This window comes from Neoroseomonas eburnea (genome assembly GCF_018129005.1).
Classification (GTDB): Bacteria; Pseudomonadota; Alphaproteobacteria; order Acetobacterales; family Acetobacteraceae; genus Neoroseomonas; species Neoroseomonas eburnea.
Genome location: NZ_JAAEDL010000024.1, coordinates 58770 through 84231, shown reverse-complemented (window position 1 = coordinate 84231; position 25462 = coordinate 58770). Strand labels below are relative to the sequence as shown.

Annotated in this window: 27 protein-coding genes and 1 tRNA gene; 10 read left to right on the top strand and 18 right to left on the bottom strand. The window is 72.0% G+C overall.

Annotated features, from left to right (window positions below; genetic code table 11):
- Positions 1-41: 41 nt before the first annotated feature.
- The 3 genes from modC to modA are packed head-to-tail and all read right to left on the bottom strand — an operon-like array spanning position 42 to position 2643.
- On the bottom strand, positions 42-1175 hold the full coding sequence (modC, locus tag GXW74_RS20810) for a molybdenum ABC transporter ATP-binding protein (RefSeq protein WP_211848474.1): 1134 nt from the start codon (positions 1173-1175) through the stop codon (positions 42-44).
- Complete coding sequence (modB, locus tag GXW74_RS28095) at positions 1175-1873, bottom strand: molybdate ABC transporter permease subunit (RefSeq protein ID WP_338148294.1); 699 nt, start codon at positions 1871-1873, stop codon at positions 1175-1177. The genes modC and modB overlap by 1 nt, the downstream gene beginning before the upstream one ends.
- Positions 1870-2643, bottom strand: coding sequence for a molybdate ABC transporter substrate-binding protein (gene modA, locus GXW74_RS28090; RefSeq protein WP_246523773.1), 774 nt, complete (start codon positions 2641-2643; stop codon positions 1870-1872). Before modA ends, modB begins: the two co-directional genes overlap by 4 nt.
- Positions 2644-2731: 88 nt before the next feature.
- On the opposite strand from modA, the gene GXW74_RS20800 reads away from it, so the two are divergent.
- The gene (locus GXW74_RS20800) at positions 2732-3172 is read left to right on the top strand and encodes an SAM-dependent methyltransferase (protein ID WP_211848473.1); all 441 of its coding nucleotides are present in this window, start codon (positions 2732-2734) and stop codon (positions 3170-3172) included.
- A 10-nt stretch (positions 3173-3182) separates the two neighbouring features.
- Here GXW74_RS20800 and GXW74_RS20795 read toward each other — a convergent pair whose 3' ends face one another.
- Positions 3183-3518 (bottom strand): aldehyde dehydrogenase family protein, encoded by a 336-nt coding sequence (locus GXW74_RS20795; protein ID WP_211848472.1) that lies wholly within the window; start codon positions 3516-3518, stop codon positions 3183-3185.
- A gap of 205 nt (positions 3519-3723) precedes the next feature.
- Between GXW74_RS20795 and GXW74_RS20790 the strand changes: the two genes are divergently transcribed.
- Both GXW74_RS20790 and GXW74_RS20785 read left to right on the top strand, forming a co-directional pair.
- Positions 3724-4872 carry a molybdopterin-binding protein gene (locus GXW74_RS20790; RefSeq protein WP_211848471.1) on the top strand — a complete coding sequence of 383 codons (1149 nt, stop codon included), beginning with the start codon at positions 3724-3726 and terminating at the stop codon, positions 4870-4872.
- An 8-nt stretch (positions 4873-4880) separates the two neighbouring features.
- Positions 4881-6854, top strand: coding sequence for a molybdopterin biosynthesis protein (locus GXW74_RS20785; RefSeq protein ID WP_211848470.1), 1974 nt, complete (start codon positions 4881-4883; stop codon positions 6852-6854).
- A 388-nt stretch (positions 6855-7242) separates the two neighbouring features.
- On the opposite strand, the gene GXW74_RS20780 is transcribed toward GXW74_RS20785, so the two are convergent.
- Both GXW74_RS20780 and GXW74_RS20775 read right to left on the bottom strand, forming a co-directional pair.
- Complete coding sequence (locus GXW74_RS20780) at positions 7243-7623, bottom strand: hypothetical protein (RefSeq protein WP_211848469.1); 381 nt, start codon at positions 7621-7623, stop codon at positions 7243-7245.
- A 12-nt stretch (positions 7624-7635) separates the two neighbouring features.
- Positions 7636-8955 (bottom strand): hypothetical protein, encoded by a 1320-nt coding sequence (locus GXW74_RS20775; RefSeq protein WP_211848468.1) that lies wholly within the window; start codon positions 8953-8955, stop codon positions 7636-7638.
- A gap of 490 nt (positions 8956-9445) precedes the next feature.
- On the opposite strand from GXW74_RS20775, the gene GXW74_RS20770 reads away from it, so the two are divergent.
- On the top strand, positions 9446-10228 hold the full coding sequence (locus GXW74_RS20770) for a 2-keto-4-pentenoate hydratase (protein WP_211848467.1): 783 nt from the start codon (positions 9446-9448) through the stop codon (positions 10226-10228).
- 226 nt (positions 10229-10454) lie between these two features.
- On the opposite strand, the gene GXW74_RS20765 is transcribed toward GXW74_RS20770, so the two are convergent.
- From GXW74_RS20765 to GXW74_RS20740, 6 genes are all read right to left on the bottom strand, one after another.
- On the bottom strand, positions 10455-10823 hold the full coding sequence (locus tag GXW74_RS20765; protein ID WP_211848466.1) for a gamma-butyrobetaine hydroxylase-like domain-containing protein: 369 nt from the start codon (positions 10821-10823) through the stop codon (positions 10455-10457).
- 4 nt (positions 10824-10827) lie between these two features.
- Positions 10828-11025, bottom strand: coding sequence for a Trm112 family protein (locus GXW74_RS20760; RefSeq protein WP_211848465.1), 198 nt, complete (start codon positions 11023-11025; stop codon positions 10828-10830).
- Between the two features lie 247 nt (positions 11026-11272).
- On the bottom strand, positions 11273-11941 hold the full coding sequence (locus GXW74_RS20755; protein WP_211848464.1) for an LON peptidase substrate-binding domain-containing protein: 669 nt from the start codon (positions 11939-11941) through the stop codon (positions 11273-11275).
- Between the two features lie 17 nt (positions 11942-11958).
- On the bottom strand, positions 11959-12903 hold the full coding sequence (locus GXW74_RS20750) for a tetratricopeptide repeat protein (RefSeq protein ID WP_211848463.1): 945 nt from the start codon (positions 12901-12903) through the stop codon (positions 11959-11961).
- 154 nt (positions 12904-13057) lie between these two features.
- Positions 13058-13567 (bottom strand): prolyl-tRNA synthetase associated domain-containing protein, encoded by a 510-nt coding sequence (locus GXW74_RS20745; protein WP_211848462.1) that lies wholly within the window; start codon positions 13565-13567, stop codon positions 13058-13060.
- The gene (locus GXW74_RS20740; protein ID WP_211848461.1) at positions 13568-14539 is read right to left on the bottom strand and encodes a Bug family tripartite tricarboxylate transporter substrate binding protein; all 972 of its coding nucleotides are present in this window, start codon (positions 14537-14539) and stop codon (positions 13568-13570) included. It lies immediately after the preceding gene.
- A 145-nt stretch (positions 14540-14684) separates the two neighbouring features.
- Between GXW74_RS20740 and GXW74_RS20735 the strand changes: the two genes are divergently transcribed.
- Positions 14685-14759 (top strand) — tRNA-Gly (locus GXW74_RS20735).
- Between the two features lie 216 nt (positions 14760-14975).
- On the opposite strand, the gene GXW74_RS20730 is transcribed toward GXW74_RS20735, so the two are convergent.
- Both GXW74_RS20730 and GXW74_RS20725 read right to left on the bottom strand, forming a co-directional pair.
- Positions 14976-15407, bottom strand: a complete 432-nt coding sequence (locus tag GXW74_RS20730; protein WP_246523771.1) for a DUF411 domain-containing protein — start codon at positions 15405-15407, stop codon at positions 14976-14978.
- A 49-nt stretch (positions 15408-15456) separates the two neighbouring features.
- The gene (locus tag GXW74_RS20725; RefSeq protein WP_211848459.1) at positions 15457-15996 is read right to left on the bottom strand and encodes a hypothetical protein; all 540 of its coding nucleotides are present in this window, start codon (positions 15994-15996) and stop codon (positions 15457-15459) included.
- A 330-nt stretch (positions 15997-16326) separates the two neighbouring features.
- Here GXW74_RS20725 and GXW74_RS20720 point away from each other — a divergent pair, with 330 nt between their 5' ends.
- Positions 16327-16746: a hypothetical protein gene (locus GXW74_RS20720; RefSeq protein ID WP_211848458.1), complete on the top strand. Its 420-nt coding sequence runs from the start codon at positions 16327-16329 to the stop codon at positions 16744-16746.
- A 137-nt stretch (positions 16747-16883) separates the two neighbouring features.
- Here the strand turns inward: GXW74_RS20720 and GXW74_RS20715 are convergent, their stop codons facing one another.
- Positions 16884-18320, bottom strand: coding sequence for a multicopper oxidase family protein (locus GXW74_RS20715; RefSeq protein WP_211848457.1), 1437 nt, complete (start codon positions 18318-18320; stop codon positions 16884-16886).
- A gap of 392 nt (positions 18321-18712) precedes the next feature.
- Here GXW74_RS20715 and GXW74_RS20710 point away from each other — a divergent pair, with 392 nt between their 5' ends.
- The 4 genes from GXW74_RS20710 to GXW74_RS20695 all read left to right on the top strand — a co-directional run bounded on the left by GXW74_RS20710 (position 18713) and on the right by GXW74_RS20695 (position 22428).
- The gene (locus GXW74_RS20710) at positions 18713-19150 is read left to right on the top strand and encodes a hypothetical protein (RefSeq protein WP_211848456.1); all 438 of its coding nucleotides are present in this window, start codon (positions 18713-18715) and stop codon (positions 19148-19150) included.
- 37 nt (positions 19151-19187) lie between these two features.
- Entirely contained in the window at positions 19188-20114 is a 927-nt protein-coding gene (locus tag GXW74_RS20705) for a LysR substrate-binding domain-containing protein (protein ID WP_211848455.1), read from the top strand.
- Positions 20115-20242: 128 nt separating this feature from the next.
- Positions 20243-21442, top strand: coding sequence for a trans-sulfuration enzyme family protein (locus tag GXW74_RS20700; RefSeq protein ID WP_211848454.1), 1200 nt, complete (start codon positions 20243-20245; stop codon positions 21440-21442).
- Entirely contained in the window at positions 21439-22428 is a 990-nt protein-coding gene (locus GXW74_RS20695; protein ID WP_211848453.1) for a Bug family tripartite tricarboxylate transporter substrate binding protein, read from the top strand. The genes GXW74_RS20700 and GXW74_RS20695 overlap by 4 nt, the downstream gene beginning before the upstream one ends.
- A gap of 63 nt (positions 22429-22491) precedes the next feature.
- Here the strand turns inward: GXW74_RS20695 and GXW74_RS20690 are convergent, their stop codons facing one another.
- From GXW74_RS20690 to GXW74_RS20680, 3 genes are all read right to left on the bottom strand, one after another.
- Complete coding sequence (locus GXW74_RS20690) at positions 22492-24255, bottom strand: DUF3141 domain-containing protein (protein WP_211848452.1); 1764 nt, start codon at positions 24253-24255, stop codon at positions 22492-22494.
- Between the two features lie 46 nt (positions 24256-24301).
- The gene (locus tag GXW74_RS20685; RefSeq protein WP_211848451.1) at positions 24302-25069 is read right to left on the bottom strand and encodes a Spy/CpxP family protein refolding chaperone; all 768 of its coding nucleotides are present in this window, start codon (positions 25067-25069) and stop codon (positions 24302-24304) included.
- Positions 25070-25172: 103 nt separating this feature from the next.
- Positions 25173-25445: a hypothetical protein gene (locus GXW74_RS20680; RefSeq protein ID WP_211848450.1), complete on the bottom strand. Its 273-nt coding sequence runs from the start codon at positions 25443-25445 to the stop codon at positions 25173-25175.
- Positions 25446-25462 lie beyond the last annotated feature (17 nt).

Genomic DNA, 25462 nt, shown 5'->3' with positions numbered 1-25462 from the left:
GCCTCCCGCAGGTGTGGAGCCGCGCCGGCGTCATGCCGGCATCACGGCGGCGCCGCGGCGGCGGCGGCCACGCGATGGTCGAAGGTCACCGCCTTGACCAGCGCCCAGACCGGCATCCCCGGGCGCAGCGCGAGGCGTTCCAGGCTGTCGCGGGTGATGCGGGCCAGCACCTGGCTCGGTCCGACATCGAGGCGCAGGAACACCTCGAGCGGCTCTCCCGCCGGAGTGATCGTGGCGAGCGTCGCGCGCAGCACGTTCTGCGTCGAGATGCCGTGCGGTTCCGCCACCGCCACCGCGACGTCGCGCGCGCGCAGCCGCACACGCAGCCGCGTGCCGGGCGCACCGGGATGCAGCGTCGTCACCAGCTCCCCACCCGGGAAGCCGAGGCGCGCAAGGCCGCCCCCGGGTGCGGCCAGTACGGTGCAGTCCAGCAGCACGCCGGCATCGCGCCGCGAGGCCAGGGGAAGATCGGTGCGGGCGGCGATTTCGGTGGCGGCGCCTTCGGCCAGCACACGCCCGGCCTCGAGCAGCACCAGGTGGTCGGCCAGCGCGTCCACTTCCTCCAGCGCATGGGTGACGTAGAGGATGGGCTGCCGCGCCGCGTCGCGCAGTCGGGCGAGGAAAGGCAGCACCTCGGTCCGGCGCGCGGCATCGAGTGCCGCGAGGGGTTCGTCCATCAGCAGCAGGCGGGGCCGCGCCAGCAGGGCGCGGCCGAGCGCGACGCGCTGCCGTTCCCCGCCGGAAAGCCCCGCCGGCCGCCGCGCGAGGAGATGCCCGATGCCGAGCAGCGCGACCACTTCCTCGAAGCCCGGGCCTTCCGCATCACGCGGGGCGCGGCGCAGGCCGTAGCGGAGATTCGTCTCGACGCTGAGATGCGGGAAGAGCCGCGCATCCTGGAACACCACGCCGCAGCGCCGGCGCTCCGGCGGCAGGCAGATGCCCGCTGCGGTGTCGAGCAGCACGGCGCCATCCAGCGCGACGCGCCCGGATTGCGGCCGCAGCAGGCCGGCGACGGCGGCGAGGATCGTGCTCTTGCCGCAGCCCGAGGGGCCGAACAGCGCCGTGACGCCCCGCGGCGGCGCGGCGAAGGCGACGTCGAGCGTGAAGCCGTCGCGCCGCGAGCTGCGCCATGCTCCCGGGTGGTCGAAGCGGTGGCGCAGCGCGACCTCGACCATCAGGCGCGGCCCAGCCAGCGATGCATCCGCCGCGCGAGCAGCTCCGCCAGCAGCAGCCCGGCGACGGCGAGCGCGAAGGAGATGCCGGCGAGCCGCGCCGCGGTCGCCTCACCGCCCGCGGTCTGGGTGGCGCTGTAGATCGCCAGCGGCAGGGTCTGGGTCTCGCCGGGGATGTTGGAGACGAAGGTGATGACGGCGCCGAATTCGCCGAGGCCGGCGGCGAAGGCGGTGACGGTGCCGGCCAGGATGCCCGGCGACATCAGCGGCAGGGTCACGGTCAGGAAGCGGTCGATCGGTCCGGCGCCGAGGGTGCGGGCCGCGGCCTCCAGCCCCGGATCGACCGCTTCCAGCCCGAGCCGCACGGCGCGGACGATCAGCGGGAAGGACATCACCGCCGTGGCCAGTGCTGCGCCTTCCGTGGTGAAGACCAGGCGGATGCCGAACCAGTCATGCAGCGGCGCGCCGATCGGGCCGCGGATGCCGAACAGCATCAACAGCCCCCAGCCGACAACCACCGGCGGCACCACCAGCGGCAGGTGCACCAGCGCATCCAGCAGCATGCGCCCGGGGAAACGCCCGCGCGCCAGCAGCCAGGCAATGGCGATGGCCGGTACCAGCGACACGGCGACGGAGCGGGTGGCGACCTCAAGGCTGAGCCGGACCGCCTGCCACTCCTCCGCGGCGAGGCCGAGGGTCACTGCGCCAGGCGAAAGCCGAAGCGCTGCCAGACCGGCTGCGCCTCGAGCCCGGCGAGGAAGGCGAAGAGCGCGCGGGCCCGGGCATTGCCCTCGGCGCGGCGGGTCAGCGCGAAGGGATAGGTGATGGCGGTGTGGCTTTCGGCCGGGAAGGTGCCGGCCACGCGCACGCCCGGGCTGATCGCCGCATCGGTGGCGTAGACGATGCCGAAGGGCGCTTCGCCGCGTTCCACCAGCAGCAGCGCGGCGCGCACATTGTCGGCGCGGGCGAGGCGCGGCGCGACCGCATCCCACTGACCCATCCAGGTCAGCGCCGCCTGGGCGTAGCGGCCGACCGGCACATGCGCCGGGTCGCCGGTGGCGATGCGGCCGTTCGGGCCGAGCAGCGCGAGCAGGTCGGTGCCGCGCGCCAGCGCGACCGGCCGCGCGTCGTTCGCCGGGGCGACGAGCACCAGCGCATTGCCGATCGGGCTCACGCGCGTCGCGGTCACGATCAGGTTGCGCTGCTGGACGTAGTCCATCCAGGGCTCGTCGGCGGACATGAACAGGTCCGCCGGCGCACCCTGCTCGATCTGGCGGGCGAGGGCGGAGGAAGCAGCGAAGGAGAAGCGCGGCGCGGGGTTGCCGCGCGCGGCCCATTGCTGGCCGAGCACGCGCAGCGCGTCGGTCAGGCTGGCCGCGGCGAAGACTGTCGGGCCTTCCTGCGCGCGCGCCGCCGGGGCCGCGACGCAGGCGAGGGCGGCGACGGCGGCGAGGACGACACGACGAAGCATGGGCAGGGCTCCTCGGGCACGTTATATGCCGTGGGAAATAGCCGAAGCATCGAGCCGCGTCCATCGTGCGGCGGAAGGGGGACTGCCCATGGATTGGAACGCCACGCGGCCTGGCGAGGTGGAAGGCGGTGCGCCGGACCGCGCCGATGCCGCGCTGACCTTCATCGGTCGCATCCGCACGCCCTTTCGGGACCGCGCGGACTGTCCGCACCGCGGTGCGGCGGACGGGCCGCTGTGCCGGATCGAGGTGGACGAGCCCTGGCGGCCGGCGCTGCACGGGATCGAACCGGGGATGCGGCTTGAGGTGCTGTATTGGATGCACCTCGCGCGGCGCGACCTGCTGGTGCAGGCGCCGAAAGGAAGGCCGGCGCCGCTCGGCACTTTCGCGCTGCGTTCGCCGAACCGGCCGAACCCGATCGCGAGCTCGGAGGTGGACGTGGCGGGCGTCGAGGCCGGCGCGGTGCTGGTGCGCGGCCTCGACTGCGTGGACGGCACGCCGCTGGTGGATCTCAAGCCGGCGCGGCGCTGAGCCTCCGCCGTCAGGCGATGCCCGCGACCCGGTGAGAGACGTTCTTCGTCACCGTGTAGCAGGCGAGGCCCTCGCTGCCGCCTTCCCGCCCGTAGCCGCTGTCCTTCACGCCGCCGAAGGGCGTCTCGGCGACGGAGGCGACCAGGTGGTTGATCGAGAGGTTGCCGACTTCGAGCTGGTCGCTGAGCTGTTCCACCCGAGGCGCCGAATGCGTGAAGGCATAGCCCGCCAGCCCGAAGGGCAGCGCGTTCGCCTTGGTGATCGCCTCGTCGAGGCTGCGCGTGCGGCTGATCAGCGCGGGCGGGCCGAGGGATTCAGCACCGGCGCGCCGGGCCGGCTGCGCCATTCGCCGGCGATGCAGAGCCGGAATGTCGGATAGGTCGCCATGTGCATTCCCCCGCCTGCCCGCTCGGACGCCCGCCGGGTGGTCGCCGTTGTCGATCTCTATATTCAAGGGAGCATAACGAAGCGAGGGATCTTCAACCGCCGTGCAGGCTGCCAGGGAAGGGAGAGCCCTGGTCAAGCCGGCCGCGCCGCACGAAATGAAGGCAATGGACCACCCGCTCCGCGCCCCCGCCCCGCTGCGCCTCATGGCGCTGGAGGAGGCCCTCGCTGCCTGGCTCGCCCTGCTGCCGCATCCCGTCGCGCCGCAACGGATGGCCGCCGCCGCCGCGGTGGGCCGCGTGCTGGCCGAGCCGGTGCAGGCCATCGCGCCGGTACCTGCGCTGCCGACTGCGCTGCGCGACGGCTGGGCCGTCTCCGCAGCCGAGACCCTCGGCGCCGATTCCTATGCGCCGCTCCCGCTCGCGACGCTGCCGCCGAGGATGCGGCCGGGGGACGTGCTGCCGCCCGGTGCGGATGCCGTGCTGCCGGCCTTCGACCTGCTGCCGGACGGCCCTTTCGGCCAGGTCGTTCAGCCCGTCGCACCCGGCGAGGGTGTGCGCCGGGCCGGGGAGGACATCCCCGCCGGCACCGTGCTGCGCGCGGCGGGGGAGCGGCTGCTGCCGCGCGACCTGGCGGCGCTGGCGGCGCTCGGCCGGGCGGAGGTTGCGGTGCGCATACCGCGCCTGGCCTGGATTGCGGTCGGTGACGAGATCACCGTCGCTTCGGCGCCCGACACCGCCGGCCCCGTCCTGGCTGCGCTGGCGGCGACGGAAGGCGCGGCCTGGACGGCATTGGCCCCGGTGCCTGATGTGCCGGACACGATCGCCGCCGCGCTTTCGGATGCCGCCGCGGCACATGACCTGGTTCTGCTCGGCGGCGGCAGCGGCGAAGGGCCGGATGACCGCAGCGCCGAGGGCCTCGCCGCCGCCGGGCGCCTGGTGCTGCACGGTATCGGCGCGAGGCCGGGCGCCACGGCCGGCTTCGGAATCGTGAATCAACGCCCGGTCCTGTTGCTGCCCGGGCGTGCCGAGGATGCCATCGCCGCCTGGCTGCTGCTGGCGCGGCCGGCATTCGCGGCGCTGGCTGGCCTCGCCACCGTCCCACCGGCGCGCGCGCGGCTGACGCGCAAGGTCGCTTCCAGCGTCGGCATGGCCGAGCTGGTGCCGCTGCGCCTCGACGCGCGAGGCAACGCCGAGCCGCTCGCCGTCGGCACCCTGCCGCTCGCCGCGCTCTCCGCCGCCGCGGCGGTGCTGGTGGTCCCGCCGGGCTCCGAGGGCTACGAGAGCGGGACCGAGATCCCGATCCTGCCATTGTGACCCCGCCCATGACCGATGCGTCCGCCGACCTTCTCGACCGCGTCCGCCGCGCCGCGCGGCAGGAGCAGTTCCTCGAGGTGGTCTCGGCCGAGGAGGCGACGCGCCGGTTCCGCGCCGCGCTCGACCTGCGGCCGCTGCCGGCGGAACGCGTGATGCTGGCGGCAAGCCTCGGCCGGGTGGTGGCGGAGACGGTGGCGGCGGTCTCCGATGCGCCGCCCTTCGACCGTTCCTCGGTGGACGGCTTCGCGCTGCGCGCGGCGGATACGGCCGCGGCATCGGAGGCGGCACCGCTGCGGCTGCGGCTGAACGCGGAAGTGCTGGCCTGTGGGATGGCACCCCGGATCGAGGTCGCGCCCGGCACCGCCACCGCCATCGCGACCGGCGGCATGATCCCGCGCGGCGCCGACGCTGTGGCGATGATCGAGTGGACCGAGCTGGACGATGCCCCCGGCGGCCCTGCCCTGCTGCTGACGCGGGCCGTGGCGCCCGGTCAGTTCATCGGCTTCGCCGGCAGCGACATCGCCCGCGGCGAGGCGGTGCTGCGTGCCGGCACGGTAGTGACGAGCCGCGAGATCGGCATGCTCGCCGCCGCCGGGGTGGCGGAGGTGCCGGTGGTCCGCCGGCCGCGCGTCGCGGTGATCTCGACCGGCGATGAGCTGGTGCCGCCGGGCGCGCCGCTGCCACCCGGCGGCATCCCTGACAGCAACGCCGCGATCCTAGCCGCCGCCATCGTCGAGAACGGCGGCGAGCCTGTGCCGCTCGGTATCCTGCGCGACGACGAGGCGGCACTGGAAGCGACGGTGCGCGACGCGCTGGCGCAGGCGGACATGGTCGTCATGTCGGGCGGCACCAGCAAGGGCGCGGGCGACGTGTCGCACCGGATCCTCTCGCGGCTCGGTGCGCCGGGCGTGCTGGTGCACGGCGTCGCGCTGAAGCCGGGCAAGCCGCTCTGCCTATGCGCGGTGGGGCGCACGCCGCTGGTGGTGCTGCCGGGCTTTCCGACCAGTGCGGTCTTCACCTTCCACGAATTCGTCGTGCCGGTGATCCGCGCGCTGGCCGGCTTGCCGCCGCGCGAGGAGACGCAGGTCGCCGCGACGCTCGCCGTGCGCACGCCGAGCGAGCTCGGGCGAACGGAGTACGTGATGGTCTCGCTCGCGCAGGCGCCGGAGGGCGGGCTCGCGGCCTTCCCGCTCGGCAAGGGATCGGGCAGCGTCACCGCCTTCTCGCAGGCCGACGGCTTCTTTGCGATCCCGGCACTGGAGGCGGGGGCGGAGGCGGGCGCGAAGGTCGCCGTGCGGCTGATCGGCAGCGCGGCGCGGCCGCCGGATCTGGTCATCATCGGCAGCCATTGCATCGGGCTGGACGTGGTGCTCGATGCCCTGGCGGCGCAGGGGCTGCGCGCACGCACGCTGGCCGTCGGCAGCCTGGGCGGCCTGGCGGCGGCGAAGCGCGGCGACTGCGACCTCGCGCCGGCGCATCTGCTCGATGCGGCGACCGGCCGCTACAACACGCCCTTCCTGGCGCCCGGCCTGCGCTTGGTGCCGGGCTGGCGGCGCCTGCAGGGCGTGGTGTTCCGGCCGAGCGATGCGCGCTTCGAGGGCCTGGACGGACGCGAGGCGATCCGCCGCGTGGCGGCCGATGCAGGCTGCCTGCTGGTGAACCGCAATGCCGGGTCGGGCACGCGCATGCTGCTCGACGGGCTGCTCGGCGGTGCGCGGCCGGCCGGCTATGCGAACCAGCCGCGATCGCACAACGCAGTGGCGGCGGCGGTGGCGCAGGGGCGGGCGGATTGGGGCGTCGCGATCGCAAGCGTGGCGCGCGCCTACGGTCTCGGCTTCCTGCCGCTGGCCGACGAGGTCTACGACTTCTTCCTGCCGGAGACGCGGGCGCAACGGCCGGGAGTGGTGGCGTTCCTCGAGGCGCTGAGGGCGCAGGCGGTGCGGCAGCGGCTGGAGGCGCTGGGCTTCGGGCCGGCGGAGTGATCACCGCCGCTCGACGTGCGGAGGGTATCGGGCGCGGGGTTGTCGGAGGTGGCCGCGCGCCGAACCAAGGCCCGAATGGCAACCGCGCAAAGGTTCATCCCCTGGGCGGTTGGCATGATACGAACGGCCCTTTGGAATGACCGGCGAGGGCGGAATTGGAGGGGCTCCGCCCCTCCAAGCCACCCCGCCAAAGGCCCGAGGCCTTTGGAAACCATCATCTGGTGCCGCGCGGTTCAGGCAGTCCCATCCTTTCGGAGCGCGATTCGTGCGCAAGGGCGGGTTTCGGCACTGATCCTGACAGTGGCGCACGGCGCCAAGTATCCGCTTCCAAAGGCCGAAGGGCCTTTGGAAGCCGGGATCCGGTCGGGGTCCTGGAAGGGGCGGGCGGCTACTTCAGTCCCAACGCCCGCGTGATGGCGGCGGTGGCGACCGCGACACCGATCTTCCCCGCGACATCGAGCGCCCAGGTACCGGCCGCCTTCAGCTTGTCGAGAAGACCCTCGGGCTCGTTCGCGGCGGCGCTCTTCTCCGCATCGTCGATCGCGACCACCGCCTTCATCTTCTCGAGATCGCCGCCCGCCTCGGCCTGCATCGCCTCCCGCAGCCGCCGAAGCTGGGCCTGCAGAGTCGGCAGGTCGATGCCTTCGAGGAAACCGCCGGCACCGTAGTAGTTGGTTTCGTTGTAGGTTTCGGCCGCCACGGCGCGGCCATGCGTCGAGGTCGCCACGAAACTCTTCTGCGGCGCCGGATTGCGGGTTTCGTCACTCATTCGCCTTCTCCTTCAGGGGCTGCCGGGGGGCTTCGCCGGAGCCTCCTCGGTGTAGGTCTCGGCCGCCACGGCGCGGCCATGCTCGGAAGTCGCCTGGAACTTCTTCTCCACCTTCTCGATGGTGCGGGCATTGTTGACCTCCACCTGCCCGGTGGGGTTGGTCACGATCGTCACCTGGTCGATCCGGGCCGCGCCGAACATGCCCTCGAGCGCCGGGACATTGGCCCGGAACAGCGCGGTCACGGACAGCCCGTCGAGCAACTGTTGGATCTCCGCCTGCCGCTCCGCCGTGAGGTGCTGCGCCGCCGTGCGAACTGCGGCCTCGGCGCCGGGGAAGGCATCCTGCAGGAAGGTGCGGGAGCGGTCGCCGAGGCTCTCGGCACGCCGGCGCGCCTCGGCGCGCAGCTCCTCGATGCGCCCGGGGTCCGCGCCCTGCAGGCCGCCTTGGCGCTGGGCACGCTCCAGCAGCAGCCAGAAGCTCTGCAGGTCGGCCGGGATGTGCAGCAACTGGCCGCGCACGCGTCGCCGCAGCGCGGCATCGACGCCCGGCGGGCGCGACACCAGCAGCACCTGCGCGGGCCTGCCGCCCGCACGCGAAAGCGGATGCAGCAGCGCCGCGATCTCGAAGGGGCTGTCGGGACCCGGCGCAACGATGCGGTGCCCGGCGCACCAGGCGGGCAGCCGGGGACTGTCGAACAGGAAGAGCAGGATCGGATCGAGCCGCGCAATGTAAGGTGGCAGCTTCGCCGGCTTCGGCTGCGTCGCCGCGCGTACGGTGCTGGCAAGATAGAATTGCGGGAACTCCGCGACGATGCGCGCCAGCGGCAGATCCGTGGTCGCGAAGCGCCAGGGCTTGCGCGGGTGGTGCGGGTGACGCTGCGCCACCATCCGGCGCCGGACCGCGGCCTGGCCCAGCAGGTCGATCATCGTACGGAAGCGGGCTTCGTCCGCGAGCGCTTCCTCCATGCCCCACATGTCGATGCCGAACTGCAGCCGCAGGCACTGGCCGCTGCGGAACAGCCGCGCGAAGCGCGAACGCACATGCGCGCCGTCCAAGGCCTGCTGCGGCACGCCGAGGCGGCGATGCGCGTCCACGAAGAAGGCCTCGGGAATGAAGTAGGAGGCGCCGGCGCCGCCGGCCGCGGTGGCTCCGCCATACGAGGCGCGCCGGCGCGCCTCGGCTGCCTCCAGCGACCTGCGGGAGCGCAGCGGGCCGATGCTGCGCAGGAACTGGCCCTCGCCCGAACTCGACCAGCTCGGCCAGCGCCAGGCGGGCGGGAAATCAAGCATGCCGCGGAAATCTGCGAGCCCGAACTGGCATACCAGGAACATCGCTCGCGTCCGCCTCCCGGAGATGATGGCCCCGGTGGATTAGAACCAACCGGGGCCACGAAGCGTCGGGGTTGACCGCTGAGCTACGCCCTCGCAGATGCAGGAGAGGGCGGGAGGATTCGAACCTCCGACCTCCTGGTTGGTGCCAGGTGCTCTACACCCCAGGCCGTTGGCTTGGACAAGCCATGACCAGTGCCTCATGGACGCATCCCGGCGAACCGTGATGCCCCCATGAAGAAATGATAGGCTCCGCCGAAGCGCGGGCGCAATCACTGCGGAGCAGGAATGGCTTGCCGCGCCACCGCCCGTCCTTCCGTCAGGACTGCGGCGCGCAGTGCGGGAGGTCGCGCCTTTCGCCCAGACGCGCTCCCTCCGTCGCTCCGCCAGGCGCCCCGCACGCCCCGGCCGCTGCGGCGCCGATCGGCACGAGGGCGACAGGCGGGCGCGATGCTATGTGTCCAGGCAGCATCGTGAGGGAGAGACACCAAGGATGGACATTGCCCGCAAGAACCAGTTCGCGTCGCTTCTCGCGTCGGCACGACGCGAAGCTCGCCAACTGGATGCCCTGCCGGCGGAGCTGCTGCCCGCCACCTCCGAGGACGGCTATGCGGTCAACGGCCTCGTGGCGGAGCTGCTGGGGTGGGAGACGCTGGGCTGGAAGATCGCCGGCACCACCGCGGCGATGCGGGAGAAGCTCCGCGTCGCGGTCCCCATCTATGGTCGGACCTATCGGCGCTTCGCGGTCGCGTCCCCCGCCCGCCTGGCCCATGCCGAGCTGCTCGATCCCCTGGTCGAGAGCGAGTTCTTCGTGACCCTTGCCCGCGATTTGCCGCCACGGGACCGGCCCTGGACCATGGCCGAGGTGATCGATGCCGTCGGCGCCGTGCAAGCGGGAATCGAGGTCGCCGAGTGCCGCTTCCCCATGGCCAAGCTGCCGCCGTTGCCGGCGATCCTCGCCGATGGCAGCGCCTCGGGCCGCTACGTCTTCGGCGATCCGATCCGTGGATGGCGAGAGGGCCTGGCCGGCATCGCGGTGACGCTGGAGGTGGACGGTGCCCCGCGCCGCCAAGGCAGCGGTGCCGAGGTGATGGGCGATCCGCTGGCGCCGCTGCTCTGGCTGGCCGAGGAGCGCCGCCGCTGGGGCGACGGCCTGAAGGCCGGGGAGACGGTCAGCACCGGCTCCACCACCGGCATGTTCCCGGTGCGCGCGGGGCAGCAGGTGAGGGCGGTGTTCGGCGATCTGGCCGAGGTGCGGATCGCGTTCGAGGGTTGAGCCTGCGAGAGGCACCGATCACGGGCCGGCGGCAAGGCGTGACGGTGTTCCTCGTCCATGTGCGGCGGCGCCCCGGCTGCCGCGAACCTGATCCGGACGCGCACGGCGCGGGCGGCGCCGTTTCGTGCGGGGGACCCAGGCGGACCGGACGGGGCGCGCCGCGCGCAGGGCGCGACGCGGCCCGCTGGTCGGGTCGGCAGGTCCGGAGGCGGATCGCCGCGCCTGCTCAGCGCCGCCGCGGCGGATCGCGCGAAAGCCCGCGCGCGCCGAGCTCGGCGAGATAGGTCGCCCAGCGCGCCTCCTGTTCCTGTCCGAGCCGGCGCAGGTAGTCCCAGGAGTAGATCCCGGTGTCGTGCAGGTCGTCGAAGACGATGCGCAGGGCGTAGTTGCCCACCGCCTCGACGCGCAGGATGCCGACATGGCGGCGCCCGGCGATGATCACCTTCTGCCCGGGACCATGGCCTTGCACCTCGGCGCTCGGGCTTTCCACCCGCAGGTACTCGGCCGGCAGGCGGAAGCGGGCGCCATCGGGGAAGGCCACCTCCAGCACCTGCTCCGCGCGCCTGAGGCGGATTTCCGACGGGGCCACGCTCATGCGGCTAGTCGGCGAGCTTGCGCGCCTCGTCCGGCAGCATGATCGGGATGCCGTCGCGGATCGGGTAGGCCAGGCCGGCGCGTTCGCTGATCAGCTCGCCCTTCTCGCGGTCGTAGCGCAGCGGGCCCTTGGTGAGGGGGCAGACCAGGATCTCGAGCAGGCGGGGGTCCACGGCGCCGCCCTGTGGTTGGGTTTCAGGCATCTTCGTCTCGTCCTTCAGCATGTGGGCGGGGAGGGCGCTGACATCCCCAAGCCCTTGATTGACGCCATCAGGGAGGGGACTGCCCTCCTCGAACTCCACACCGTCTTCGGGGAGGGCGCCGCCCTCCCCGAACCCCTCCGGCCAAAGGCCGAAAGGCCTTTGGAAACCATGGGGTCAGAGGGCCTTGCGGCCCTTTGCGGGGTGAGGTCCGAAGAGCAGCGGCGCCCTTCTCCGGGACAGCGGACCATCAACTCGGCCGCCCCTCCGGCGGCGCCGCATTCGCCGCCGCCCCCATGCGCATCAGCGCAACGAGCATGCGAGCCCGCTCGCAGGCATCGGGCACTTCGAGCAATGCCTGCTTCTCCGGCACCTCGAAGGGGCAGACCATGGCAAGGGTGGTGACGAGCATGGCGTCCGCCGCCTGCTCCACCGCGTCCCAGTTCGCCTCGATGCCGCGGGCGCGGAAATAGGGGCGCAGGGCGGAGAGCAGCTCCTCCCGATCCAGACCCGGCGCGTCGCAGGCGAGGTCCAGGTCGGCGGCGAAATCCCCATACTCCGCGCGCACCCGGCGGTAGCCGCCGGAGGCGAGCGGCAATTCCTCGACGATGCGGTAGCGGATCACGCCCGTCAGCGTGATCAGCAGCCGACCGTCCTCGGTCTCGCTGAAGGAGGACAGGCGCCCGAGGCAGCCGACACGGTAGAGGCCGGGGCCGGTTTCCCCCCTTGGGGCGCGCGGATCCGGCTGGACCATGCCGAACACGCGCCCCCGGGCCAGGCTGTCCAGCGTCATGGCCAGGTAGCGCGGCTCGAAGATGTTGAGCGGCAGGCGGCCCTGCGGCAGCAGGACAGCCCCGGGGAGCGGGAAGACCGCGATTTCCCGCGGCAGGTCGGCAAGGCGCGGATGGAAGGGGGGCATCGGCGCCTGCCGCCCGTTCAGCGGAACAGCAGCGAGGAGAGCTTGCGGCGGCCGGCCTTGGTCGCCGGGTCCTCGAAGCCCCAGGCCTCGAAGAACTTCAGGAGCTGCTTGCGCGCCGCCTCCTCGTTCCAGGCGCGGTCGCGGCGGATCGCCTCGATCAGCGCATCGACGGCGCCGTCGCGGTCGCCGCCGGCGCTGAGCGCGACCGCGAGATCGATGCGCGCGGCGTGGTCGTCGGGATCGGCGGCGATGCGGTTCTGGAACTCGGCCAGCATCGCGCGGGCGCGGCGGCCTTCGATTTCGACCTCGATGGCGCTGCGCGCGGCGGTGATCTCGGCCGCGTCCTTGATCTTGGGCGGGGCGGATTCGAGCACGGCGCGTGCCTGGTCCTCCTCGCCCAGCGCGAGCAACGCGCGGGCGACGCCGGCAAGCGCCTTGGCATTCTCCGGTTCCTGCTGGGAGAGCGCGCCGAACAGCTCGAGCGCGGCGGCGTGGTCGCCCTGGGCGACGGCGGCCTCGGCCTCGGCCATCAGGTCGGCGCCGGGCATCTGCCCGCCGGCGGCCTTGAGCAGGCCTTCGACGAAGCGCTTCACCTCGGATTCCGGTAGCGCACCCTGGAACAGGTCGAGGATCTGGCCCTGCCAGAACGCGACGACCGTCGGCACCGACTGCAGCGGCAGGCCCATCTGCGTGAGCTGGGCGACGAGCTGGCGGTTCTTGTCGATGTCGATCTTGACCAGCCGCACACGGCCGCCCGCGGCGCCGACCACCTTCTCGAGCGCGGGGGTCAGCGTCTTGCAGGGACCGCACCAGGTTGCCCAGAAGTCGACCAGGACAGGGACCTCGCGGGACGCCTCGACGACGTCCTGCATGAAGGTCTTCTGGTCACCATCCTTGATAGCCCCGGCAGCGGCGCCAGCGGCGGGCGCACCCTGGCGGGCGGGGTCGAAGATCACGTCCATGGCAGGCATTCCTCAGAGCTTGGCGCATAAATGCGCCGTCCGGGCGCGGAAGCAAGCGCGGGAAGGATGAGGCAGGTAGGGAGGGGCGCCGCCCCCTGCACCCCCGCCGGGGGCATACGCGCCCCCGGACCCGCGGGAGGGGCGCGGCAAGGCCTCAGGCGGCGGCGTCGAAGTCCAGCAGGGCCGCGGTGTGGCCGAAGCCCGCGAGAAAGCGCAGCAGGTCGGCGGGGGCGAGGCCCGTGCTGGCGGCGTTCGTCAGCGGGTGCACCCAGATCCGGTCGAAATCCTCGGCCAAGTGGCGGTCCATGACGAAGCGGACGACCGCCGGCGCGGCATTGACCAGGCCGAGCGGCGTGACCGAGCCGGGGGTCACGCCGAGGGTCTCCTCGAGTTCCATCGCGCTCGCCATCGCGACCTTCCCCGCCCCGGCCATCCGGGCAAGGGCGTTGATGGAGACCTGCCGTTCCGCCTCCAGCGTGGCGAGCAGGAAGGGGCCTTCGCCCTTGGCCGGGCGGAGGAAGAGGTTCTTCGTATGCCCGCCGGGGAGTTCCGCGATCAGGTCGCGGCTTTCCGCCACGGTGAAGACCGGGCGGTGGCGGCGGGTCTCGGCGGCGATGCCGGCGGCGGCGAGACGGGCGAGCAGGCCCTCGGGCGTTTCGGGCATTCAGTCCAGTCGGAGGTTGTTGGCGCGGACCACTCTTGCCCAGGTCTCGATCTCGGCGTCCAGCCAGGTGCGGAAGCTGTCCGGGCCTTCCACCCGGTTGACGGCGCCGAGCGCGGTGATGCGCGCCGCCGTCGCGGGCACGGCCATGGCCGCGCCGATCTCGGTGGCCAGCCGGTTGACCATTGGAGCCGGCGTGCCGCCCTGTGCGAGGATACCCTGCCAGGTGCCGGAATCGGCGGCGGGCCAGCCGAGCTCCCTGAAGGTCGGCACCTCGGGAAAGTCGGTGAGGCGGGCCGGGCCGGTAACCGCGATCGGGCGCAGCGTGCCCTGCTTGCAGAACGGCGCCGTGGCCGTCGCGCCGTTGATGATCATCTGCGATTCACCGGCTGCGACGGCCGTCAGGGCCGCGGCGCCGCCGCGGTAGGGCACCTGCGTCAGATCGGTGCCCCAGTGCTGGGCGACCAGCAGGCCGGTCAGGTGGTTCCCCACCCCGATGCCGGCATGGCCCACGTTCACCCTCTGCGGGTTGGCCTTCGCATAGGCGACCAGCTCCGCGGCGTTCTGCGCCGGCACCGAGGGATGCACCGCGAGGATGTAAGGGGCGTAGATCAGCATGGTGACCGGCGCGAGGTCTCGCTTCAGATCAAACGGCAGGCGCGTGTAGAGGGAAGGCGCCGTCGCCAGCGTCGAGACGTCGATCAGCAGCAAGGTGTGCCCGTCCGGCGGGGATTTCGCCACCAGGTCGGCGCCGATGTTGCCGCCCGCGCCGGTGCGGTTTTCGACCACCACGTTCTGGCCGAAGCCGCGCGTCAGGTCCGGGGCAAGCAGCCGCGCCAGGATGTCGGAGGTACCGCCGGGTGCGAAGGGCACGACGATGCGGACAGGGCGGTCGAAGGACTGGGCGTGGGCGACGCGCGGTGTGGGCAGGGCAAGGGCGCCGGCGGCAAGGCCGAGCAGGGTACGGCGGTGCATGACGTTGGTCCTCCCGGCGTGTTGCCGTTACGCAGGAGGATCGCTCCAACCGGCAATGGCTGTCGAGGGGCGGCGGATTTTTGCTGCGGAGGATGGCTTGCAATCCCCGGCGGGTCGTGCGAATAGCCCCGCCGCCGCACGGAGCGCGGGCGTAGCTCAGGGGTAGAGCACGACCTTGCCAAGGTCGGGGTCGAGGGTTCGAATCCCTTCGCCCGCTCCAGATTTCTCCAAGCTTTTCAACACATTGGATGCGGTCAACCCATTCAAGGTCCGCTTTGAATCGGCTGGGGATGTTCGTCCCAAAGCGTGATCTAAGCATTCGGCAGGACATCAGGCGCTGCTCGATGCCACCCGATGGAATGTGATGGGCAAGCGAAGCTGCCGCTTTCCGGTGATCCGTGGATCAGGACCGCACGGTCGCACCGCGTAAGTCACGTCAAGTGGGATTCGCCCCGCTGAAGCGCATGAACGGGCGGTGAGGACCGTTGCCGAATGCGATCACGTCATACACATCCGCCGGCATGCCCGGCACTTCCATGCCCGGAGATCCAATAGGCATTTCGGGTACCGCGAGTCCGCGGACGCCCGGGGGGCGCTCCGCCAACAGGCGCCGGATCGCCGCCGCGGGAACGTGCCCTTCGAGCACGAACCCGTCGACCTCACCGGCGTGGCAAGACAGAAGATCGGCGGGCGTTCCGAGGCGCTGCCGAACCGGGCCGACGGCGCGAACCACGACGTCTTCCACGCCGAAGCCCTCGGCGCGCAGATGCGTGACCCAGCCGACGCAACACCCGCAATTTGGATCGCGCCACACGCGGACCCGGTTGGGACCCTGGGCACGGACCGTCGCGGGAACAAATGCGGCCATGGCCGCGGCTACGAATAGCGATTGCCGCCTGTTCATCCGCAAGCTCCCCTCAATCCGCACGACGATAGCCGCGCACTTCATCGTAGCGCACAATCTGGTCGCTGGTGAGCACCGCGCGAGTGGCGATATGGGCAGCGAGATGCACGGCACGCAGCGAGGCGCTCTCCACACCGATGCGGGCTGTTGCTTCTGCGACTGCATCGGGAGTTGCGCGCCGTTCCGAAAACAGCCGGTCGAGGATGCGCTCGGCCTCGATCACCCTTTCGCCCGCTGCGATCGCGTTGCGCCGCATGCCGTCCATGACAAGCTGAAGCTCGATCGTCTGCAGCGTTGTCAGACGCAGCGCTTCGGCGTGCTCCAGCGCATGCATAGGGCCCGGATAGCCGTTGCGTTCCGCGGCCAGCGCGAGACCCATGCCGCGAGCGGCGCGAAGATCAGCGACCTGCTCGCGGGACAGCGCCTTGATATCGCGCGAGCCGGGTTCCGCGTTGGGCATGACCTGCGCGCCGCGCGCGTGGTCGCCACCGTGTTGGGCGAATGCGGCTGTCGTGACCGCGAGTAGTGCGAAGGTGGAGATCAACACGCGCACCGATCACGTCTCTTCTGGCTGATCGACCAAACGCTAGCATTGAAGGCGGTCGAGCCACAGCCGCGATTAGAGGCTGGCCAGACCCTGCAGCCCGTCGTCGGGACCCTGGGCTGTCATCGACGTCTCGCATCCGCCCTCATGATCACGAGCGCTGCGGCTACCGACGCAGACAATCTGGCGCTGGCAGATCGTCGCGCGCCACAATCCTTCAGCACCGAAATACTGCAACCACCACCGGATACTTTGTCATGTGCCCGTCGCCACCAGGAAATCTCAGGGGGTCATGTTGATCGCGTCGCCCATCCACCGGGCGAGAAGGAGAACGCCCTGATGCAAACCCTGACCCGCAACCCCCGCTTCGCGCTCGGCGCCCTGACGGCGCTCGCCGTTATCGGTGCGGTCGCCACCACCGCGAAGGCCGACGGACAGCCCGTGGTGTCGCTCGAGCCGGTGATGCTCGGCCGGACCGGCTTCATGATCTACTCCGACCGCCCGTCCCCGGTAGCGACGCTGCCGGTGCGGCGCGTCATCACCAACGGCGAGAACGTCGAGGTCGAGTACGACACCTCGGCCGCGCCGCGCATGGTCGTGTCCCGCCCGGTCGCGCGCGTGGTCGGTAGCGGCGAGAACATGAGCGTCGAGTACGATGACGCCCAGGCCGCGAACATGCCACATGCCATGCCCAACATCGGCGGCGGACACAACGCCGCGCTCTGGAACCTCAACGCGCTGCCCCGTTCCCTCCGCTGAACGGGATGTGCCCGGACCCTGGGGGGGCCGGGCACTCTCGCGCCTCCGCGGACCGCCGCTGCGCGGCGCACCGCACCGGACAAGGACAACGCCCTGCGGCTTTGAGCCGCAGGGCGTTGCTTCGTGGTCAGTGCGGTTCAGCCCCGCACGGAGAACTCGGTCATCATCCCCGTCGCCAGGTGCGGCATATGGTGGCAATGAAACATCCACCGCCCCGCCGTGGCGAACTCGAACGCAAGCGTCACGCGTTCCATCGGCGGCACCTGCACGGTGTCGCGCATGGCACCCGCGAAGCGCTGGGACCCCAACCCCACGACCTGGAACACCGTGCCGTGGATGTGCATCGGATGTGCCATCATCGAGGCATTGGACATCGTCAGTTCCACACGCTCGCCGCGCCTGGCCTCGAGCACGCGGTGCCGACCCCAGGGACGGTTGTCGATGGACCAGACATAGGGCGCCATGCCGCCGTTGAGCGTGACGGACAGGCTCCGGTCGGCGGGTCGGGACGGCAGCGGGGTCGCCGCGTGCAGACTGAGCTCCTGGCGTCCGTCGAAGGCCGGCGCCGCCGTGTCGGCGTCACGGGCGATCCTTGTGACGGCCGCGCCGGCGGTTGCCAGGATCAGCCCGGCCCGCTCCCGCGCGCCCTCCCGCAGCGCGAGGATGGGGAAGGCGCCGCCCTCGCGCGGCAGCGCCAGCAGCAGGTCCACGCGCTGACCCATGGCGAGCGCGAAACGCGTCGCCGCCTGCGGGCGGATCGGATGGCCATCGACTGCGACGACCGAGGCCTGAAGCACCCCGGTATCGATCCAGAACACCGTCGCCGCGGCGCCATTGATGATGCGCAGAAGCACGCGGCCGCCGGGCTCGACCCGGACGACCTCCGGATCGGACAGCGTGCGGTCATTGGCGAGGTAGGCGTCGAAGTCGAGGTCGTTGATGTCGGGCGCGCCCATCGGCATGCCCGCGTGCGGCGCCGCGCCGGCAGGCATCCCGCCGTGCGGCCCGCCCCCCGCGCCATGCGGTGCGCTGCCTCCCGCTCCGAGCCGCGCGAGGATCTCGGCGAGGGGGGTGAAGGAGAAGTCGTGCAGCATCATCACGACCTCCTGCCGGTCCGCCTGCGCATCCGCTGCGGTCCGCACGATGTGCGGCGCCGCCAGCAGGCGCATCTCCTGGTCCGGCACATGGGCGTGCATCCAGTGGGTACCCGCGTTCGGCATGAAGTCGAAATCGCGCGACGCACCGGCCTCGATCAGTGGCAGCGGCGCATCGGGCACGCCATCCTGCGGATAGGGCGGGGTCTGGCCATGCCAGTGGATGATCGTGCGCTCCGTCAGCCGGTTCTCCAGGCGCACCCGGAACCGCTCACCCGGCTGCTGAATCAGGCCGTGCCCGCCATCCGGCCTGAGCAGGCCCAGCACCGTCGCGGGACGCCCATCGATGTCGAGCGTGCGGGTGGTGGCGCGCAGCACCGCCATGTCCGTGGCGGCATCGGCGCGGCGTCCGGCCGCACTCCAGCCGGACAGGGTGAGGGCGGCGCCGCCGGTCAGGAGGGCGCGGCGAGAGGCGATCATGTCGAGGCTCCATTCAACAACGGGCCGAGCGTCATCGCTTGAGGTGACCCGACGTTGAACGGATTGCGACAAAGCATGTCCGGCGCCGGGTGCGCGGTCACCACCGCCGTCGCAAGCGTCCGAACCGGACTTCACCTGTCAGCGATCCACGCCGCACGCGCATGCTCGAGGGTCGTCGTACCATGATCGCGGTTACGGCGCGGGAAGTTACCCTAGGGCAGCGCGGCACGATCCCCGATACCGATCGGACAAGCCCGCGATCGATTGACGGCGACCGCAAACCATAACTAGCATGAATGAATTGCGACGCAGGTGCTCTTGAATGTCATGCGTGCGGCGTCTCACCATCGCTCGTTCCGAGCCATTCCGGCTCCGGTCAAGGAGAGAATGCGATGCGGATCCTGCTGGCGGTCCTGATGTCCCTCGCCGCGGTGCCGGCCCTGGCGCACGACTTCGTGGCGGAAATCGCACGCTTCAACCAGATCGCCGCCGCGCGCGACCTGACGAGCCAGCAGGCCGTGCAGGCCCGCATCCTCTCCGAGCGCGCCCAGGCCGAGTTGGAACAGGCCGAGACACGCCTGCTGCTGCGGGTCCGTTCGCTGACCAACCAGGCCCTGCGCGAGGCAGGCCAGCAGCCGGCCTTCCTGACCAGCGAGATCGCGAGGCTCGAGGCGGCGCTGGCGCAGAACCCGGCGGACGCACAGCGCCTCGCGCCGCTGCTGGCCGAGATCCGCATCACGAAGGCCGCTTACGACGCGCTCGACCGCTCCTCCTCCGAGCGCATGCGCGAGGCGCTGGCGATGATCGAGGCGGCGCCGCCGCGCCGCTGACCCTCGCGCCGCGCCGCACGGCGGCCATGCGGCGGCCGTGAACCTCGCCCTGCTCGAGACCTTCGCGGCGGTCATGCGCAGCGGCTCCGCCACGCGCGCGGCGGAGCTGCTCGGCGTCTCGCAGCCGGCCGTCAGCCGCGCGCTGCGGCGGCTCGAGGACACCACCGGCCTCAAGCTGTTCGAGCGCGAGGGGCGCCGCATCCAGCCGACGCCGGAGGCGCAGGCGCTCTACGCCGAGGTGCTGGCGGCGCGCGCCGGCCTCGATCGCGTTCGTCAGGCGGCGGCCCGGCTTAAGGAGGTCGGGACCGGCACGCTGCGCGTCGCCAGCTCCGCCGCCTTCGGCCTGCACCTTTTGCCACGGGTGATCGAGGCGTTCCTGCGCGACCGACCCGATGTCTCGGTCACGCTCGAAGTGGCGAGCTCCGCGGTGGTGCGCGACCTGGTCGCGTCCGGCACCTTCGACCTCGGCGTCTGCGCGGACGAGGTGGATCGCACCGGTGTGGTGGCCGAGGGCCTGTCGGAGACAGCAGGCGTCATCGTCCTGCGCGGCGAGCACCCCCTTTCGCGGCTCCCCTGCATCCGTCCGGACGATCTCGATGGCGTCGCCTTCGCGGCTCTGGCCCCGGAAGACAGGGCACGGCGGCGCCTCGACTCGCTGCTTGCCGGCTGCGGTGCGCGCCCGCGGGTCGTCGTCGAGACGCCTTTCGGCGCGACAGTCTGCGAATTCGCCCTGCTCGGCACCGGGATCGGCCTCGCGAACTGGCTCGTCTACGCGGCCGGCGGCTTCGAGGCGCGCGGACTGGTCGCCCGCCCCTTCGCACCGGCGATTGCCTTCCGCTCCCTTCTCCTGCTGCCGGCAGGGCGCGGGCGGTCCCGCTTCGTGGAGGAGCTGGTCGGCCGTGTGCGCCGCGCCGTGGCAGACCTGCCGTGGGCGCCCCGTCCGCCTGTCCGACGACAGCGATGATCCTTCGCCGGGCGCGGCCGTCGCGCGGCGCCGCGCATGGTTAACCGCGGCGCATGAATTGGCCGCTAGCGCGCAGCTTCCTGCATCTGTCTCCCGCTTCCTAACCTTGCCGCATGAACCACGCCCCGATGACGGTGCCGGCCCGCGAGCCGGAGCCAGGCGATTTCCGCAGCCTGGCGCCTGCCATACATCGCGGCTCGACCGTCGTGTTCGGCAGCATGGCGGAGTATGGCCGGCGACGCGACCGCTTCTACGACGGCTACTCCTACGGGCTCTACGGCACGCCGACCTCGCGCGAGCTGGAACGGCGGATCGCGGCGCTTGAAGGCGCGGCGCGCTGCTACGTCGTTCCGTCAGGCATGGCGGCGATCACCCTCGTCACGCTTGCTTGTGCTGCTGGTGGGCAAGTGCTGTTCCCGGACAGCGTCTACGATCCGGTGCGCACGCTCGCGACGACGCTGCTCGCCCCGTGCGGCATCGAGGCACGCTTCTACGACCCGATGATCGGCGGCGGCATCGCCAGCCTGCTGACACCGGCCACGCGGCTGGTCTGGGTTGAGTCGCCGGGGTCGGTCACCATGGAGGTGCAGGATCTCCCGGACATCGCCGCGGCGGCGCATCGGCATGGCGCGCTGGTCGCCGCGGATTCCACATGGGCCACGCCGCTGCGCTGCCGGGCGCTCGATCACGGCGCGGATTTCGCTGTGAATGCCGTGTCGAAATACCTCAACGGCCATTCGGACGTGCTGATGGGCGCGGTGTCGGTGCGCGACGAGGCGCTCTACCGAAGGCTCCGCGACGTGGGGCGCGCGCTTGGCCACGGTGTCTCGCCGGAGGATTGCGCGCTGGTGATGCGCGGCCTGGAGACGCTCGAACTCCGCCTCGACCGTGCCGAGGCCACCGCGCTGCGCCTCGCACGCTGGCTGGCCGGACGGCCGGAGGTGGAGACGGTGCTTCACCCGGCGCTCCAATCCTGCCCAGGACACATGACCTGGCGGCGGGACTTCCGCGGTGCGAGCGGGGTCTTCTCGGTCGTGCTCGCCGCCTGGACGCGGTCGCGCCTGCCGGCGGTCGTGGAGGCGCTGCGCTGCTTCGCCATCGGCGCCTCCTGGGGCGCGACGCGCAGCCTGGTCGCGCCGATTGACCCGGCGCCGCTGCGCACCGCGGTCCCCGCGCCGGCCACGGGCCCGATCCTGCGGCTCAGCGCAGGTCTCGAGGATCCCGCGCTGCTGGAAGCCGACCTGGCGCAGGCCTTCGCCTTGTTCCGGCCGTCGCAAGGCACGGCCGACCATGCCTCTCCACCCGCTGTCGAGGAGACCGTCCGATGAGCATCCGGCTCTCGCGCCGCCCGCTTCTGCTGGCCGCCGTCGCCCTGCCTTTCCTCCCGCGTGCCGCAACCGCGCAAACAGGTTGGTCCCCGAACCGGCCGCTCCGCCTCATCGTCCCCTTCGCGCCAGGCGGCTCCACCGACGTCGCGGCGCGCATCCTGGGCGAGCGGATGGGCGAGACGCTCGGCCAACCCGTGGTGGTCGAGAATCGTGCGGGCGCCGGCGGCGCGATCGGTACGGAAGCCGCGGCACGATCGACGCCGGACGGACACACCCTGCTGCTCGGAACCAACGGCGTGATGACGATCGCGCCCAATCTTGGTCTGATGCGCGCCGTCGACATCCGGCGCGATCTCACGCCCGTCTCGATGGCGTTCAAGACCGACATCCTGGTCGTTGTCCCGGCCTCCTCGCCGGCGCGCAGCCTTTCCGATCTCATCGCGATGGCGCGCGCGCGGCCGGGGCAGGTCTCCTTCGGTTCCTCCGGCGTCGGCACCGCCACGCACGTCTTCACGGAAGTCCTCGCCGCGGCCGCCGGGATCGAGCTGACCCATGTCCCCTATCGCGGCAGCGGGCAGGCGATGAACGACCTGATGGCCGGCACCATCCAGCTGATGCTCGACCAGCCCGCCTCCTCCATCGGCGGCATCCGGGACGGCCGGCTGCGTGCGCTGGCCACCACCAGCAGCGTCCGCAATCCCCTGCTGCCGGACGTGCCGACCGTCGCGGAGCAGGGCCTGCGCGGCGCCGAGAGCTCCTCCTGGGGTGCGATCATGGTCGCGGCCGGCACGCCGGAGCCGATGGTGGCGCGCCTGAACGCCGCGGTCCGCGACGCGGTCGCCCAGCCGGGTGTCCTGCAACGGCTGGCGGCGGCAGGGCTGGACGGCACAGCGTCGAGCCCGGCGGAGCTGGCGGAGTTCATCCGTGTCGAGACGGAGCGCTGGGGCGCGGTGATCCGCGACAGGAACATCCGCGTCGAGGGCTGAGCGGGCACCGACGGACCCGATGAGCCGCATCGCGGACCCGACGCCCTGCTCCGTCCCGCGCCGTCATGCGGCGCGCGAGGCGCGCGGACTGCCTGGTTCGCGAACCGTCACCACTTCGCGCTCGGGCGCGCGACCCTCGACGCCGCCGTAGAGCGCCCGAAAGAGGACTTCCTGCCAGCCGTCGCGCACCTCGCGCGCCGCCTTCAGGTTCCGCGTGACAACCGCGAGCGCGTCACGTTCGGCACTCTCCAGCGCCGGCGACTGTGTCGAAGGTGCCGAAGCGCGCGTGGCGCGCAGCGCGTCCGCGACCAGCGCGACGCCGCGCATCCAGGGCGCGAAGCGCTCCGACAGCAGATAGCGGCTGGTGCGCATCGGGTGCATCCACCGTGCCATCGCTGCGGCCGCGGGGTTCGCCATGGCGCGCATCCATGGCGCCACGAAGGCGCCGTAAATGGCATCGCTCCAGGCCGAGACCTGGCGGACGCGCTCGAAGGCGGCCGGCGGCGGTTCGAAGTGGAGATCCTCCACCCGGCGCTCGGCGAAAGCGACGCCGTATTGCGGCCGCCGGCAGTCGGGGTCGCCGGTCGGGTTGTCGATCGTCATCTCGTAAAGCCCGGGCGCGAGCCGTGCGACATCGTCGAGCGCCTCGAGGATCGCGCGATGCTCGAACCGCGCCACCGCGGCCGAGACGAAGATGCCAAGATGGCCGACCTTCGGGTTGAGCAGGTAGACGATCCGCTGGCCTGCCCGCTTCAACCCGTCGGTGTCGCCGTACACCCGTGCGATCCAGCCCAGCGCCTGGTGCGGTGGGGTGATGTTGTCGCCCTCGGATGCGAACACCACCAGCGGGCTGCGCAACGTTTGCAGGTCGAGCCGCGTCCCGTCGCCGAGGTCGAGCACGCCGCGTTCCAGGTCGTTGCCGATGAACAGCTGCCGGATGATGGTGGTGATCTCCTCCGCGCTTAGCGCGTAGAAGGCGTTCCACCATCGCTCGAAGGTTAGGAACCGCTCGCGCTCGCCCTCCGGGTCGAGGAACAGTGGCAGGTACTTCTCCCACAGGGCGTTCTCGGGCTTCAGCGCCTCGAAGTTCTGCACCAGCCAGGCGCCGTCGAACTGCCCGGCGCCGAGGTCGGCGAGCAGCCGCACGGGCCACACGCCGCCCGACAGGCCGCCCGCGAGGCGCATCGGGTTCACGCCCGGCTCGCCCGACCAGTACGACAGCGGCGACCCGTTCAGCACGATGGGGCCGAGCGGCCCCTCGCAATGCAGCGCCACCAGCATCGCCGCCCAGCCGCCCTGGCAGTTGCCGTACAGAATGGGCGCCCGGCCGGCGTGACGCGCCGCGACCGCGTCCACGAAGCGGCGCATCGCGTGCAGCACGTCGATCAGCGTCTGTCCGGGGCAGGGGGCGGGAAAGAAGGTCACGAAATAGACCGGATAGCCTTCGTGCAGCGCGATGCCGAGTTCGGAGTCGCGCCGCGTCCCGCCGATGCCCGGACCGTGGCCGGCGCGCGGGTCGATCACGATCAGCGGCGGCTTCGCGGGGTCGAGGCAGTGCTCCGCCTCGTCCTCGCCATATCCGGTGATGCGCAGCAGCGCGTAGTTCGCCGGCCGCGGAAAGCGTCGGGCATCGAGCAGCGTCTCGTGCCGGAAGGCCAGGATGTCCGGCATCCCCGCGCTCATCTGGTCGAGGACATCGTTGGCGCGCTCCCGCAGCACGTCCCAGAACAGGATCGCGCGCTGCCAGGCATCGATCGCGTGGCCGGCAAGGTCCGCCGGCCCGGGCGGGGGCGTGGCCGGTCCGGTGCCGGCGGGGTTCGCCGTCATCGCGCCCGTCCGCCGGCGGGGGGGCGGCGCCGATCCGCACGTCCGGTCATCGCGCCATCCCGCCGGCCATGGGGCCGGGACCGCTGCCGGGTATGACCAGCCAGGCGAGGGCGTCCACGGTCCGCCGCTGCGCATCGTCGAGGACCGGCAGCAGCGCCGCGGCTGCCTCGCGGCAGGCCTGCGCGCGCGCGAGTTCGGCGGCGAGGCGCGCCTCCGCCGCGGCGAGGCGCCCCTCAAGACCGGCGCCCGGGCGCGGCATCTGCGCGACCGCGGCGCGGTAGCGCGCCGCGGCATCGCGGATCTTCCCGGCGAAGCCCGTCCACGCGACCTCCTGGTCGGGGCGGATGCGCAGCTCGGCGCGCAGGAAGGCGAGGCCTCCCTCGACGCGCTCGGCCAGCATTTCGTGCAGCGGGCCGGCCGAGGCCGGGGCACCAGCCATGCCCATGGGGGACCCGCCCGCCATGCCGCCCAGCATCGCGCCACGCATGGCGCCGGGCCGCGCCGACCCGCCTGCGCGGTCGGCATCCTCGACCTCCAGCGTGATGCCGGGGCCGACATTGATGATGACGTTCATCGGCGCGGCGTGATGGCGCATCATCGCCATGCCGGGTCCGCCACCCTCGCGGCTCATCATGCCCATCATCCCCATGCCGCCCGGCGTGGCCGGCGTCGGCGCGGGCTGTACCGCGGGCGGGCCGCCCGCCGGTGAGTCCGGATGGTGCGGATCGGCCGCCGGCGCCTGTTGCGCCAAGGCCGGCAGGGCGAACAGCAGTGCCGCCGTGGCAGCGATGGCGCGCGATGTGTGCGTGGTCATGGTGTGGTTCCTCTCCTTGGCAGGGGTGGAATTGCGCGCACCGGGCCGGCCCCCTTCCATCGAACCGGTGTCGGACGCGCGGGCCGGCCGGGCGCGCACGGCATCACCGTGCGGCGCGAGCACCCAGGGCACGACGCGCTGCGATCATCGCCAGCGGCGGCAGCAGGGCCCATTGCAACACCGGCGCGAGGCCCGTGCCGAGCATGGGAAGGCGCGGCATCGCATCGGCGTAGGCCCAGCTGCCGCGCACCTCGACGTTCAGCCACTCGCTGTAGACCGTGTAGCCGAGGCCGATCACGACGGTCAGCGCAAGGACGCGCCCATGGGCATGGTCCGGCCACTGCGGCGTGCCCGCCAACACCAGGGCCCATGACATCGCCGCGAGCAGGATCA